The sequence below is a fragment of the Micromonospora sp. NPDC049107 genome (assembly GCF_040648595.1).
Classification (GTDB): Bacteria; Actinomycetota; Actinomycetes; order Mycobacteriales; family Micromonosporaceae; genus Micromonospora.
In genome coordinates, this window is the sequence record NZ_JBEZEC010000002.1 from 336,619 (window position 1) to 349,376 (window position 12,758).

Annotated in this window: 13 protein-coding genes; 9 read left to right on the forward strand and 4 right to left on the reverse strand. The window is 72.8% G+C overall.

The features are described 5' to 3' along the window. The 9 genes from AB0B55_RS06690 (at window position 1) to AB0B55_RS06730 (ending at window position 7,546) form a co-directional block, all read left to right on the forward strand. A complete protein-coding gene (locus AB0B55_RS06690; protein ID WP_357134270.1) occupies window positions 1-204 on the forward strand; it encodes a DUF397 domain-containing protein in 204 nt (67 codons plus the stop codon). Window positions 205-360: 156 nt separating this feature from the next. Beyond that, complete coding sequence (gene rapZ / locus AB0B55_RS06695) at window positions 361-1,266, forward strand: RNase adapter RapZ (protein ID WP_357170844.1); 906 nt, start codon at window positions 361-363, stop codon at window positions 1,264-1,266. Next, window positions 1,263-2,414, forward strand: a complete 1,152-nt coding sequence (locus AB0B55_RS06700; RefSeq protein WP_357134272.1) for a 2-phospho-L-lactate transferase CofD family protein — start codon at window positions 1,263-1,265, stop codon at window positions 2,412-2,414. The genes rapZ and AB0B55_RS06700 overlap by 4 nt, the downstream gene beginning before the upstream one ends. Window positions 2,415-2,468: 54 nt before the next feature. Continuing rightward, window positions 2,469-3,449: a DNA-binding protein WhiA gene (gene whiA, locus AB0B55_RS06705; RefSeq protein ID WP_030337350.1), complete on the forward strand. Its 981-nt coding sequence runs from the start codon at window positions 2,469-2,471 to the stop codon at window positions 3,447-3,449. 265 nt (window positions 3,450-3,714) lie between these two features. Then, complete coding sequence (gene gap, locus AB0B55_RS06710; RefSeq protein WP_357170846.1) at window positions 3,715-4,719, forward strand: type I glyceraldehyde-3-phosphate dehydrogenase; 1,005 nt, start codon at window positions 3,715-3,717, stop codon at window positions 4,717-4,719. Then, window positions 4,716-5,915: a phosphoglycerate kinase gene (locus tag AB0B55_RS06715; RefSeq protein WP_357170848.1), complete on the forward strand. Its 1,200-nt coding sequence runs from the start codon at window positions 4,716-4,718 to the stop codon at window positions 5,913-5,915. The genes gap and AB0B55_RS06715 overlap by 4 nt, the downstream gene beginning before the upstream one ends. Window positions 5,916-5,917: 2 nt before the next feature. After that, entirely contained in the window at window positions 5,918-6,709 is a 792-nt protein-coding gene (gene tpiA, locus AB0B55_RS06720) for a triose-phosphate isomerase (protein ID WP_357134278.1), read from the forward strand. A 95-nt stretch (window positions 6,710-6,804) separates the two neighbouring features. Then, a complete protein-coding gene (gene secG / locus AB0B55_RS06725) occupies window positions 6,805-7,065 on the forward strand; it encodes a preprotein translocase subunit SecG (protein WP_357134280.1) in 261 nt (86 codons plus the stop codon). A gap of 139 nt (window positions 7,066-7,204) precedes the next feature. Continuing rightward, the gene (locus AB0B55_RS06730) at window positions 7,205-7,546 is read left to right on the forward strand and encodes an RNA polymerase-binding protein RbpA (protein ID WP_357134282.1); all 342 of its coding nucleotides are present in this window, start codon (window positions 7,205-7,207) and stop codon (window positions 7,544-7,546) included. Between the two features lie 54 nt (window positions 7,547-7,600). On the opposite strand, the gene pgl is transcribed toward AB0B55_RS06730, so the two are convergent. The 4 genes from pgl to AB0B55_RS06750 all read right to left on the reverse strand — a co-directional run bounded on the left by pgl (window position 7,601) and on the right by AB0B55_RS06750 (window position 12,696). Continuing rightward, window positions 7,601-8,371 (reverse strand): 6-phosphogluconolactonase, encoded by a 771-nt coding sequence (gene pgl / locus AB0B55_RS06735; protein WP_357134284.1) that lies wholly within the window; start codon window positions 8,369-8,371, stop codon window positions 7,601-7,603. 124 nt (window positions 8,372-8,495) lie between these two features. Continuing rightward, window positions 8,496-9,512, reverse strand: coding sequence for a glucose-6-phosphate dehydrogenase assembly protein OpcA (locus AB0B55_RS06740; RefSeq protein ID WP_357134286.1), 1,017 nt, complete (start codon window positions 9,510-9,512; stop codon window positions 8,496-8,498). After that, window positions 9,509-11,023: a glucose-6-phosphate dehydrogenase gene (zwf, locus tag AB0B55_RS06745; RefSeq protein WP_357134368.1), complete on the reverse strand. Its 1,515-nt coding sequence runs from the start codon at window positions 11,021-11,023 to the stop codon at window positions 9,509-9,511. Before zwf ends, AB0B55_RS06740 begins: the two co-directional genes overlap by 4 nt. Before the next feature lie 23 nt (window positions 11,024-11,046). Beyond that, the gene (locus tag AB0B55_RS06750; protein ID WP_357134288.1) at window positions 11,047-12,696 is read right to left on the reverse strand and encodes a glucose-6-phosphate isomerase; all 1,650 of its coding nucleotides are present in this window, start codon (window positions 12,694-12,696) and stop codon (window positions 11,047-11,049) included. Between the last annotated feature and the right edge of the window lie 62 nt (window positions 12,697-12,758).

Genomic DNA, 12,758 nt, shown 5'->3' on the forward strand with positions numbered 1-12,758 from the left:
ATGACGGCTCCGGACACTCCCACGGCCACGTGGTGTAAGAGCAGCCGGAGCAGTGCAAGCGGCTCGAACTGCGTCGAGGTGGCCGTACTCCCCGAGGGGCTGGCGGTGCGGGACTCCAAGGACCCGGGCGGCCCGGCGCTCGTCTTCGGCCGGGACGCCTGGTCGTCGTTCGTGACCGGCCTGCGACGCGATCCGCGCGGCTGAACGTTCCGTCGCCGGAGGGCGGCGCTACCACGCCCCCGGCCCGCCCGCGGCGCGCGGCGGCGGGCGTGCCCGTGCCCACCCCGACCGGCGGGATAGAGTCGCTGATTGACCAATCGCGGCCGATGGCGGCCGCGGCGCCACGTCTTGGGGGTACGGGTGAGCGAGGCGCACACTGTCGGTGACGGGCAGCCGACGGCCGAGTCGGAGACCACCCTGGTGGTGGTCACCGGGCTGTCCGGTGGCGGTCGCAGCACCGTCGCCCGCGCGTTGGAGAACGTCGGCTACTACGTCGTGGACAACCTGCCGCAGGCGCTCATGCTCGACATGGCCGAGCTGGCGTTCAAGGCCGGCGGCGCCGCCCGGCGTACGGCGATGGTCCTGGACGTGCGCTCGCGCGCCTTCTCCACCGACCTGGCGGGGGCGATCCGGGAGCTGAAGGAGCGCGGCTTCTCGCCCCGGGTGGTGTTCGTCGACGCCGACGACGAGGTGCTGATCCGTCGGTTCGAGAGTGTCCGGCGCTCGCACCCGTTGCAGGGTGACGGGCGGCTCGCCGACGGTATCGCCGTCGAGCGCGGGCTGCTGGAGGAGGCCCGCGACCAGGCCGACGTGATCATCGACACCAGCCACCTGAACGTCAACCAGCTCCGCCGGCGCATCGAGGAGCTGTTCGGCGGCGAGGACGCCCGGCGGCTGCGGGTGACCGTGCTCTCGTTCGGCTTCAAGTACGGCCTGCCGCCGGACGCCGACTTCGTGCTGGACGCCCGGTTTCTGCCCAACCCGTACTGGGTGCCGGAGCTGCGCGAGCACACCGGCCGGGAGGAGGCGGTCAGCGCGTACGTGCTGGGGCAGGAGGGCGCGGACGCCTTCGTGGCCTCGTACGCCGACCTGGTCAACGCCACCACCACGGGGTTCGAGCGGGAGGGCAAGCGGTACCTGACCGTGGCCGTGGGCTGCACCGGCGGCAAGCACCGCAGCGTGGCCATCGCCGAGGAGCTGGCCGGCCGGCTGCGTCAGTCGGGGCTGGCGGCGAACGCCCAGCACCGCGACCTGGGGCGGGAATGACGACGCGCCGGGTGGTGGCGTTCGGCGGCGGGCACGGCCTGTCGGCGTCGCTGCGCGCGCTGCGGCACTGCGCCCCCGAACTCGACCTGGACATCACCGCCGTGGTGACGGTCGGCGACGACGGCGGTTCCAGTGGCCGGCTGCGCGCCGAACGGGGTGGCCTGCCCCCGGGTGACCTGCGGCAGGCCCTGGTCGCGCTGGCCGGCGACCATCCGGCCACCCGACGCAGCGCCGGGCTCTTCCAGCACCGCTTCGCGGCGGCGCAGGCTGTCCGCGTACCCCAGCATGCCGGGACCGACGCGGCCCCGGCGGCGCGCGACGCGCCCGGCGTGGGCGCGGACCCGGTTGCCCGAGCGCACGCGACCCCGGCAGCCGGCGACGCGCTGCGGACGGACGCGGACCCGGTTGCCCGAAAGCCGACAGACGCGGACCCGGCGGCGGGTGACGGGGCCCGCGCGGACGGCCTGGCCGGGCACGCGGTGGGCAACCTGGTGCTCAGCGGCCTCATGGAGCTGCTCGGCGACCCGGTGGCGGCGCTGGAGCACGCCGGGGCGATGCTCGGCGCGGTCGGGCGGGTGCTGCCGATGTCGCGCCAGCCGGTCGACATCGAGGCGCGGGTGCGCGGGGTCGACCCGGACGCCCCGGACGAGGTGCGGACCGTGCGCGGTCAGCACCAGGTGGCGGTCACGACCGGGCGGGTCGAGTCGCTGCGCCTGACGCCGGCCGCCCCGGCGGCCTGCGCCGAGGCCCTGGCCGCGATCGGCGCGGCGGACTGGTTGATCTTCGGGCCGGGTAGCTGGTACACGAGCGTGCTGCCGCACCTGCTGGTGCCGCAGTTGGCCGACGCGATCGTGTCCAGCTCGGCCCGACGCCTGGTCACGCTGAACCTGGCCGCGGAGAAGGAGACCCTCGGCCTCTCGGTCGCCGATCATCTGGCGGCGCTGCACTGGTACCTGCCGGAGCTGAAGGTTGATCTCGTGCTGGCGGACGCCAAGGCGGTGGGTGACCCGGAACCGGTCGAACGTGCGGCAGAATCGCTGGGTGCCCGCCTGGTCCTAGCCCCCGTCGCCGTCACCGACGGCACTCCCCGCCATGATCCGGCTGCCCTGGGCGCCGCGCTGGTGCCTGTCCTGGGCGCCGATCGTTAGACACGTACGTAATCACCGGCGACACGCCGGAACAGGTCCGTGAGGGGACGCACAATGGCGATGACGGCTGCGGTCAAGGACGAGCTGAGTCGGGTCGACGTGCCCAAGCCCTGCTGTCGGCGGGCGGAGATGGCCGCGCTGCTGCGCTTCGCCGGAGGGCTGCACATCGTCTCCGGCCGGGTGGTGGTGGAGGCGGAGCTGGACACCGGCGCGGTGGCGCGTCGGCTGCGCCGGGAGATCGCCGAGGTCTACGGCTACCCGAGCGAGATCCACGTGCTCGCCTCCGGCGGGCTGCGCAAGGGCAGCCACTTCATCGTCCGGGTGGTCAAGGACGGCGAGGCGCTCGCGCGGCAGACCGGCCTGCTGGACGTGCGCGGCCGGCCGGTGCGGGGGCTGCCCCCGCACGTGGTGGCGGCGAACGTCTGCTGCGCGGTCTCGGCGTGGCGGGGCGCGTTCATGGCGCACGGCTCGCTCACCGAGCCCGGCCGCTCCAGCGCGTTGGAGATCACCTGCCCGGGGCCGGAGTCGGCGCTCGCGCTGGTCGGCGCGGCCCGCCGGATCGGCATCACGGCCAAGAACCGTGAGGTACGCGGGGTGGACCGGGTCGTCGTGAAGGACGGCGACGCGATCGCCGCGCTGCTCACCCGCATCGGCGCGCACTCCAGCGTGCTGGCCTGGGAGGAACGTCGGGTACGCCGGGAGGTGCGGGCCACCGCCAACCGGCTCGCGAACTTCGACGACGCGAACCTGCGCCGCTCGGCGCGCGCCGCGGTGGCCGCCGCCGCCCGGGTCACCCGCGCCCTGGAGATCCTGGCCGACGAGGCCCCCAACCACCTCACCGACGCGGGGAGGCTGCGCCTGGAGCACCGGCAGGCGTCGCTGGAGGAGCTGGGGGCGCTGGCCGACCCGCCGCTGACCAAGGACGCCATCGCCGGGCGGATCCGCCGCCTGCTGGCGCTGGCCGACAAGCGGGCCCGGGACCTCGGCATCCCGGATACGGAAGCAGCCGTCACGCCCGACATGCTCGTGGTCTGATAGGACGGTGGGCCCGTACGGTGCGCCGGGAGCACGCCCCGGCGCGGCGTGCTCCCGCACGCTCGGATAGGGTCGCTGAGTACGGCAAGGGGGCCGACATCGGCACCTCTCGTCGTGCCCACCGCCTCGGGCGGTCAGGTCCTCAGACCGCGCGGCGGGGTGGCCGAGATGAACCGTCGACGGCCGGCTCCAACGGTCGGCGCACACCATTCCCGCCGGCCCGTTGAGTCAAGCCGGCGGACCAGAACGCGAGGAGATGGGACCTGTGACCATCCGGGTTGGCATCAACGGCTTTGGCCGAATCGGCCGTAACTTCTTCCGGGCAGTGCTGGCGTCCGACGCCGACATCGAGGTCGTGGCGGTCAACGACCTGACCGACAACGGCACGCTCGCCCACCTGCTCAAGTACGACAGCATCCTGGGTCGCCTGCCGTACGAGGTGAAGGCCACCGCCGACGAGATCACCGTCGGTGGCAAGACCATCAAGGCGTTCGCCGAGAAGGACCCGGCGGCGCTGGCGTGGGGCGAGGTCGGCGCGGACGTCGTCATCGAGTCGACGGGCTTCTTCACCGACGGCACCAAGGCCAAGGCGCACATCGACGGCGGCGCCAAGAAGGTCATCATCTCCGCCCCGGCGAAGAACGAGGACGTCACCGTGGTCATGGGTGTCAACCACGACACCTACGACCCGGCGAAGCACACCATCATCTCCAACGCCTCGTGCACGACGAACTGCCTCGCCCCGATGGCGAAGGTCCTGCAGGACACGTTCGGCATCACCAAGGGTCTGATGACGACGATCCACGCGTACACCCAGGACCAGAACCTGCAGGACGCGCCGCACAAGGACCTGCGCCGGGCGCGCGCCGCCGCGCTGAACATCGTCCCGACCTCCACCGGCGCCGCGAAGGCCATCGGCCTGGTGCTGCCGGAGCTGAAGGGCAAGCTCGACGGGTACGCGCTGCGGGTGCCGATCCCGACCGGCTCGGCCACCGACCTGACCGTCGAGGTCGGCCGGGAGACCACCGTGGACGAGGTCAACGCCGCGCTGAAGGCCGCCGCGGAGGGCCCGCTCAAGGGCATCCTGGTCTACAACGAGGACCCGATCGTCTCCTCCGACATCGTCACCGACCCGGCGTCGTGCATCTTCGACGCGCCGCTGACCAAGGTCATCGGCAACCAGGTCAAGGTCGTCGGCTGGTACGACAACGAGTGGGGCTACTCGAACCGCCTCGTCGACCTCGTCAAGCTGGTCGGTACCTCGCTGTGAGCATCCGGACCCTCGACGACCTGCTCGCCGAGGGGGTGTCGGGTCGGCGCGTGCTGGTGCGCGCCGACCTGAACGTCCCGCTCGACAAGCAGTCCGGTGCCATCACCGACGACGGCCGCATCCGCGCCGTGCTGCCGACCCTGGGCGCGCTGGTCGAGGCCGGCGCGAAGGTGGTCGTCTGCTCGCACCTGGGCCGCCCGAAGGGCGCGCCCGACCCGCAGTTCAGCCTGAGCCCGGTCGCCGACCGGCTCGGTGAGCTGCTCGGCGCGCCGGTGCACTTCGCCACCGACACCGTCGGTGACTCCGCCCGCTCGACCGTCGCCGACCTGGCCGACGGCCAGGTCGCCCTGCTGGAGAACCTGCGCTTCAACGCCGGTGAGACCAGCAAGGACGAGGCCGACCGGGGCGCGTTCGCCGACCAGCTCGCCGCGTTCGGCGACGCGTACGTCGACGACGCGTTCGGCGCCGTGCACCGCAAGCACGCCAGCGTGTACGACGTGCCGGCGCGGCTGCCGCACGTGGCCGGCCGGCTGGTGCTGCGCGAGGTCGAGGTGCTCTCCAAGCTGACCAGCGAGCCCGAGCGGCCGTACGTGGTGGTGCTCGGCGGGTCCAAGGTCTCCGACAAGCTGGCCGTGATCGAGGCGCTGCTGCCGACGGTCGACCGGCTGCTCATCGGCGGCGGGATGTGCTTCACCTTCCTCAAGGCCCAGGGCCTGGAGGTGGGCACCTCGCTGCTGGAGAAGGACATGGTCGAGACCTGCCGCAACCTGCTGGAGCGGGCCGACGGCAAGATCCTGCTCCCGGTCGACGTGGTGGTCGCGGACGCGTTCGCGCCGGACGCCGCGCACGACACGGTCCGCGTCGACGGCATCCCGAGCCACCGGCTCGGCCTGGACATCGGCCCGGAGACGGTGGCCGGCTTCGCCGCCGCCCTGTCCCAGGCGAAGACGATCTTCTGGAACGGGCCGATGGGCGTGTTCGAGATGGCCGCCTTCGCGGCCGGCACCCGGGGTGTCGCCGAGGCGATCACCAAGGCCGACGCGTTCAGCGTCGTCGGCGGCGGTGACAGCGCGGCGGCCGTGCGGGCGTTGGGCCTGGACGAGTCGAGCTTCGGTCACATCTCCACCGGTGGCGGCGCCTCCCTGGAGTACCTGGAGGGCAAGACCCTCCCCGGCATCGCGGCCCTGGAGAACTGAGCATGGCGAGCACGACCCGCCGGCCGTTGATGGCCGGCAACTGGAAGATGAACCTCAACCACCTCGAGGCCAACCTGCTCGTGCAGAAGTTGGCCGCGAGCCTCACCGAGAAGCAGCTCACCGAGGTCGAGACGGTGGTGCTGCCGCCCTTCACCGACCTGCGCACCGTGCAGACGGCGGTGGACGGCGACAAGCTGCTGATCGGCTACGGCGGGCAGGACCTGTCCCCGCACGCCTCCGGCGCGTACACCGGTGACATCTCCGGGCCGCTGCTGGCCAAGCTCGGCTGCACGTACGTGGTGGTCGGGCACTCCGAGCGGCGGGCCTACCACCACGAGGACGACTCGGTCGTCAACGCGAAGGTGAAGGCGGCGCTCACGCACGGCCTGACCCCCATCCTCTGCGTGGGGGAGGGGCTGGACGTGCGCGAGCAGGGCACCCACGTGGCGCACTGCTCCGACCAGCTCGACGGGGGCCTCGCCGGGCTCACGCCCGAGCAGGTACGCCAGGTGGTCATCGCGTACGAGCCGGTCTGGGCGATCGGCACCGGCAAGACGGCCACGCCGGAGGACGCCCAGGAGGTCTGCGGCGCGGTCCGCCAGCGGCTGGCTGAGCGCTTCGACGCCGAGACCGCTGACGCCGTCCGGGTCCTCTACGGCGGCTCGGTCAAGGCGTCAAACGTCGCCTCGATCATGGCCCAGCCGGACGTGGACGGCGGCCTGGTGGGCGGCGCGAGCCTGGACGCGGAGGAATTCGCGCAGATCTGCCGCTTCCCCGAGCACATCGCTCGCTGATCGCTCGCTATTCTGGACACCGCCCGTCCACCGGCCGGTGCCGGAGTGCCCGACCTGTCCGGGCGAGGATCGCTACGAGAGGACTGCCCCCAGCCATGCCGATCTGGTTCGCATACACGTTGATCGTGTTGCTGGTCATCACGAGCATTCTGCTCACCCTGCTCATCCTGCTGCACCGCGGTAAGGGCGGCGGGTTGTCGAGCATGTTCGGCGGCGGTGTCAGCTCCAGCCTCGCCGGCTCCTCGGTGGCCGAGAAGAACCTGGATCGGTACACCGTTCTGGTGGGTGTCGTCTGGTTCGCGGCAATCGTCGGGCTGGGTCTTTGGCTCCGTCTCCAGATGAACAGCGGCACCTGAGCAAGCCCGCCAAGTCGTACAATCTGCGCGCGGTCCGTCACTCGACGGGCCGCGCGCAGTATTTTCTCCGCTGCACCGCGTCGCCCGCCGCCCATCCCCGACGGCGGCGGGTCCCCTCCGACGACAGGAGCGAGCAGCCGTGCCCAGTGGCAATGTCATCCGTGGCGCCCGCGTCGGGTCCGCGCCCATGCGCCCGGACGAGCGGCACCAGCCGGCCCCCCGACAGGCCGTCACCTACTGGTGCCGCAACGATCACCAGACCGACATCCGGATCGCGGCCGACGCCACGGCGCCGCCGCTGTGGGACTGCCCCCGCTGCGGGCTCCCCGCCGGCCTGGACGCCGAGAACCCGCCCGGACGGGTCCGCGCCGAGCCCTACAAGAGCCACCTGGCGTACGTGAAGGAGCGGCGTACCGCCGAGGAGGGGGAGGCGTTGCTGGCCGAGGCCCTCGCCGCGCTGCGCCGCCGACGCGGCGAGTGAAAGGAAGGGCCCCTTATTCAACGCCAGGCGATAATAAGGGGCCCTTCCTTTCACTTACCGCAGGCTGCGCAGGCGGGCCGGCACGTCCGCAGCGGCCGCGCGGTCCAGCAACCAGCGGGTACGGTCCACGCCGTGCACCCCGGCGGCCGGGAGCTGCACCGGCCCCGCGCCGGCCAGAGCCATGCCCACCGCGCGTGCCTTGTCGGCGCCGGCGGCCACCAGCCAGACCTCCTCGGCGGTGTTGATCGCCCCCAGGGTGAGGGTGGTCCGCACCGGCGGCGGCTTCGGGCTGCCCCGCACCGCGCTGACCGGCCGCGTGTCGTGGTGCACCGGGTGCTCCGGGAAGACCGAGGCGACGTGCCCGTCCTCGCCCACACCGAGCATCAGCACGTCGAAGTGCGGCAGCGCGGCGTGCCCCGGCCGGGCGGCGCGGGCCAGCTCCTCGGCGTACGCGGCGGCGGCCGCCTCGGGGTCGTTGCCGGCCGGGCCGTCGGAGGCCGGCATGGCGTGCACCCGGGCCGGGTCCAGCGGCACCGAGTCCAGCAGGGCGGCCCGCGCCTGGGTCTCGTTGCGCTCCGGGTCACCGGACGGCAGGAACCGCTCGTCGCCCCACCACACGTCGACCCGGGACCAGTCGACCGCGTCGCGGGCCGGCAGCTGCGCCACCGCCCGGTAGACGGCGGCGGCGACCCGACCACCGGTGAGGACCACCGCGGCCTCGCCCCGGTCGGCCTGGGCGTCGAGCACCTTCACCAGCAGTCGGGCCGCCACGGCCTGCGCCAGCAGATCGGCGTCGGCGTGGACGGCGACACTCGCCTCACTCATGGGTTGTGCCTTCGTTTCCGGACCGCTGGGCGGTCGCTGTCGCGTCGTGCCCGGACGCCGAGCGTCCGGAGGTGGCGGTGCGGGGCCGGGACGGTGCGTCCCGGCCCTGCCGGTGTCGTACTGCTCAGCTCTCGCCGCTCGTGCCGGTGTGCGCGGTGACCCCGGCCTCGGCGCGCTGGGCCGTGGCCGGATCCTTCCAGACGTGCACCCGCTGCGGCGGGCGCTGCTCCAGACCGCGCAGGCCGGCGGTCGCGCCCAACGCCTCCGCGTACACCTGGTCGGCGTCGAGGCGGCGCAGCTCCTCGGCCAGCTCGTCGCCGAGCGGCCGACGGACCAGCGGCAGCGCCCGATCCTCCTGACCGGTCCGCCGGAACACCGCCAGGCTGTCCTCGCGGGTCAGCGTCAGCTTGTCGCCGTTGGCGCAGGTCAACTGCACCTCGCGCATGCGGGGGAACTCGTCGGTGTCCACCCGGCGCGGGGTGATGCCGAGCCGGCTGGACAGCCAACCGACCATCAGGGCCGCCGTCGGGTCGCTGGGTGGCGCGACGACGGTCGCCTCGGTGACCTGCTCGCTGGTGGTGTCGAACGCCCCGGCGACCAGGGTCCGCCACGGGGTGATCCGGGTCCACGCCAGGTCGGTGTCGCCCGGGGCGTAGTCCCGGGCCCGCTGGCGCAGCGCCTCCACCGGGTCGGCGGCCTGCGCGGAGTCGGTGATCCGCCGGTCCGCGACCACACCGAGGAAGTCGGTGGCGATCTCCGCGGGCGGCTCACCGTGCCACCAGGTCACCACCGGTACGTCCGGCACCAGCAGCGGCATGACCACCGACTCGGCGTGCAGGGCGAGCCGCCCGTACATCCGAGTGACCACGGCCTCGCACGGGCCGAGACGACCGCCGACCACGATCTCCGCGTCCAGCCGGTTCCGGTCCCGCTCGATGTCTGAGCGGACCACGACCACCAGCCGGCACGGGTGGGCGGCGGCGGCGATGGTCGCCGCCGCCTCCGCCTCGCGCACGCGCTTCTCGTCCACCACCACGATGAGGGTGAGCGCCATGCCGCTGGCCACACCACCGGCGCTACGCCGCTCGGCGGCCAGCGCCTTGACCACCTCGTTGCCGGTGGTGTCCCACAGCCCGATCATGCTCTTCTCCAAGCGCGGCCCTCACGGGCCAGCATCTCGTCAGCCGCCCGTGGACCCCACTCGCCGGCCCGGTACGGCTCCGGGGTGGTGCCCACCCAGGCGTGCTCCAGCGGGTCGATGACCTGCCAGCTCTGCTCGACCTCGGCGGCGTCCGGGAACAGCGTGCGGTCCCCGATCAGCACGTCCAGGACGAGCCGCTCGTACGCCTCCGGGCTGGACTCGGTGAACGCCTCGCCGTACTGGAAGTCCATGGCGATGTCGCGGACCTCCATGGTGGTGCCCGGTACCTTCGAGCCGAACTTGAGCACCACGCCCTCGTCCGGCTGCACCCGGATGACCAACTGGTTGTTGCCCAGCGACTCCATGTCGGCGTCGTTGAACGGCAGGTGCGGCGCCTTCTTGAACATGATGGCGACCTCGGTGACCCGCCGGGGGAGTCGCTTGCCGGCCCGGATGTAGAACGGTACCTCGGCCCAGCGCCGGTTCTGGATGCCGAGGCGCACCGCCACGTACGTCTCCGTGGTGGAGTCGGCGGGCACGTCCCGCTCCTCCCGGTAGCCGACCGCGCGCTCGCCGCCCACCCAGCCGGGCAGGTACTGGCCCCGGACGGTGTCCCGGGCCACGTCCTTCGGCAGGGTGATCGCCTTGAGCACCTTCAGCTTCTCGGCCCGGATCTCGTCGGCGTCGAAGCTGGTCGGCTCCTCCATCGCCACCAGGGCGAGAAGTTGCAGGAGGTGGTTCTGCAGCACGTCGCGGGCGGTGCCGACGGTGTCGTAGAAGCCGGCCCGGGTGCCGATGCCGACGTCCTCGGCCATGGTGATCTGCACCGAGTCGACGTACTTGGAGTTCCACAGCGGCTCGAACAGGTTGTTGGCGAACCGCAGGGCCAGGATGTTCTGGACGGTCTCCTTGCCCAGGTAGTGGTCGATCCGGAAGACGTCCTGCCGGGTGAACACGTCGTCGACCAGGTCGTTGAGCGCCTTCGCCGACGGCAGGTCGTTGCCGAACGGCTTCTCCACCACGACCCGCCGCCAACCGCCGGACTTGTCGTTGTCGGCCATCCCGGTGCGGGCCAACTGCTTGAGCACGACGGGGAAGGCGGCCGGGGGGATGGAGAAGTAGAACGCCGCGTTACCGGCGATGCCGTGGGTCTGGCGCAGGTCGTCCAAGGTCGAGGCGAGCTGGTCGAAGGCGGCGTCGTCGTCGAACGAGCCGCCCACGAACTTGATGTTGCCGGCCAGCCGCGCCCAGACCTCGTCCCGCCACGGCGTACGGGCGTGCTTCTTGGCCGCCTCGCAGGCCAGGGTCTCGAAGTCACCGTCGCCCCAGTCGCGGCGCGCGAAGCCGAGCACCACGAAACCGGGCGGCAGCAGCCCCCGGTTCGCCAGGTCGTAGACCGCCGGCAGCAACTTCTTGCGGGCCAGGTCGCCGGTCACCCCGAAGATCACCAGAGCGCACGGCTCGGGGATCCGGGGCAACCGGCGGTCCTGCGGGTCGCGTAGCGGGTTCACGCCTTGGGTCACGTCGTCCATCCTCACGTGCGCAGCTGACCGGCCGCGTCGAGCAGTTGGGCGACCCCGGCGGCCCGGTCGGTCAGGTGCAGTCGCAGCACCGGCCGGTCCCGGCCGGCGAGGGCCTGCCGGTCGCCGGCGGCCTGCGCCGCCTGCAACTCGCCGAAGGTGTACGGCTTGCCCGGCACGTCCAGGTCCTCCGCGACCGCGCCGGTCACCTGCAGGTAGCTGCCCACCTGCGGGCCGCCCTTGTGGTACTGGCCGGTGGAGTGCAGGAACCGCGGCCCCCAGCCGAAGGTGACCGGCCGGCCGGACGCGCCGGCCAGCAACGGCCGCAACCCGGCCGTGTCGGCGTCGGCGAACCGGTCGAGGTACGCCATCACCGCGAGGTAACCGTCGTCGCCCAGCCCGTCGAGCAGCCACCGCAGCACCCCGGCCAGGTCACCCGGGGCGCCCTGCGGCGCGTACACCTCGATCGCGCCCTCGGTGAACGACGGCTCCTCCGTCGGCAGCCCCGAGGCCAGGATCTTGTTGGTGTTCTCCTTGGACTCGGTGACGTTCGGCTGGTTGAACGGGTCGATGCCGAGCACCACGCCGGCCACCGCGGTGGCGTACTCCCAGGCCAGGAACTGCGCGCCGAGCGGGCCGTTGACGGCCACGTCCGGGTCGGCGCCGCCGCCGGGCACGTCACCGGCGGCCAGCGCGCCGCCGTAGCTGACGGTCAGCACGTCGGGGCCGGTCGCGCCGGGGCTCTGCGGTGACTCCACGACCACCGGCAGGATGCCCACGCCGGCCTTGCCGGTCGACTCGGCGATGAGCTGCTCGGCCCAGTCGCCCAGACCGTCGATGCCGGTGCCGTCGGACACCAGGGCGACCTTGTCGCGGGCCAGCGTGGCGGCGGCGCCCAGCGCGGCGCCCAGCGCCAGCGCCGGGTTGTCGCTGTCGGCGGCGAGCGACCGGGCCAACGCGTCGGCCTGGTCGATCAGCTCCGACACGTCGACGCCGGCCAGCGCGGACGGCACCAGCCCGAACGCGGTCAGCGCCGAGTACCGGCCGCCCACGTTCGGGTCGGCGAGCACGGTGAACGCGCCCATCTCGGTCGCGGTCGCCTCCAGCGGCGAGCCCGGGTCGGTGACGATGACGAAGTGCCGGCCGGCCTCCGCCTCGGTCATCCCGGCGTCCAGGAACGCCTGCCAGTAGGCGCGGCGGTGGCTGTCGGTCTCCACCGTCGAGCCGGACTTGCTGGCGACCACCACCACGGTGCGTTCCAGCCGGTCACCGAGGGCCGCCCGGACCTGGCCCGGGTCGGTGGTGTCCAGCACCGTCAACGGCCGGCCCAGGGTCCGCGTGATGACCTCGGGGGCGAGCGACGAGCCACCCATGCCGGCGAGCACGACGTGGTCCAGGTCGGCCAGCTCCGCCTTCAGCTCGGCGAGCTGCGCCAGCAGCTCCCGGCTGCGCTGGTGGGTATCCACCCAACCGAGCCGGATCTTCGCCTCGGCCTCGGCGTCCGAACCCCACAGGGTCGTGTCCTTGGCGGCCAGCCGCCCGGGGACGCCGGCCTTGACCAGCGCCTCCCGGGTCGAGGCGGGCGCGGCCTTGTCGACCGCGTCCGCGCCGTAGACGGCGAGCCCGGCGGCGGCCTCCGCCGGCCCGGCAAGAAGATCACTCATGCCGCCACTCCACTTCGTTCCGTGCCGTCATGAGGCGCCTTCACGCTGGGCTTGCCGATTCG

Coding starts and splice junctions, on each gene's coding strand:
- secG (WP_357134280.1), top strand. CDS start 6,805: ATGCCGATCTGGTTCGCATACACGTTGATCGTGTTGCTGGTCATCACG.
- AB0B55_RS06700 (WP_357134272.1), top strand. CDS start 1,263: ATGACGACGCGCCGGGTGGTGGCGTTCGGCGGCGGGCACGGCCTGTCG.
- tpiA (WP_357134278.1), top strand. CDS start 5,918: ATGGCGAGCACGACCCGCCGGCCGTTGATGGCCGGCAACTGGAAGATG.
- AB0B55_RS06750 (WP_357134288.1), bottom strand. CDS start 12,696: ATGAGTGATCTTCTTGCCGGGCCGGCGGAGGCCGCCGCCGGGCTCGCC.
- whiA (WP_030337350.1), top strand. CDS start 2,469: ATGGCGATGACGGCTGCGGTCAAGGACGAGCTGAGTCGGGTCGACGTG.
- pgl (WP_357134284.1), bottom strand. CDS start 8,371: ATGAGTGAGGCGAGTGTCGCCGTCCACGCCGACGCCGATCTGCTGGCG.
- AB0B55_RS06740 (WP_357134286.1), bottom strand. CDS start 9,512: ATGATCGGGCTGTGGGACACCACCGGCAACGAGGTGGTCAAGGCGCTG.
- AB0B55_RS06690 (WP_357134270.1), top strand. CDS start 1: ATGACGGCTCCGGACACTCCCACGGCCACGTGGTGTAAGAGCAGCCGG.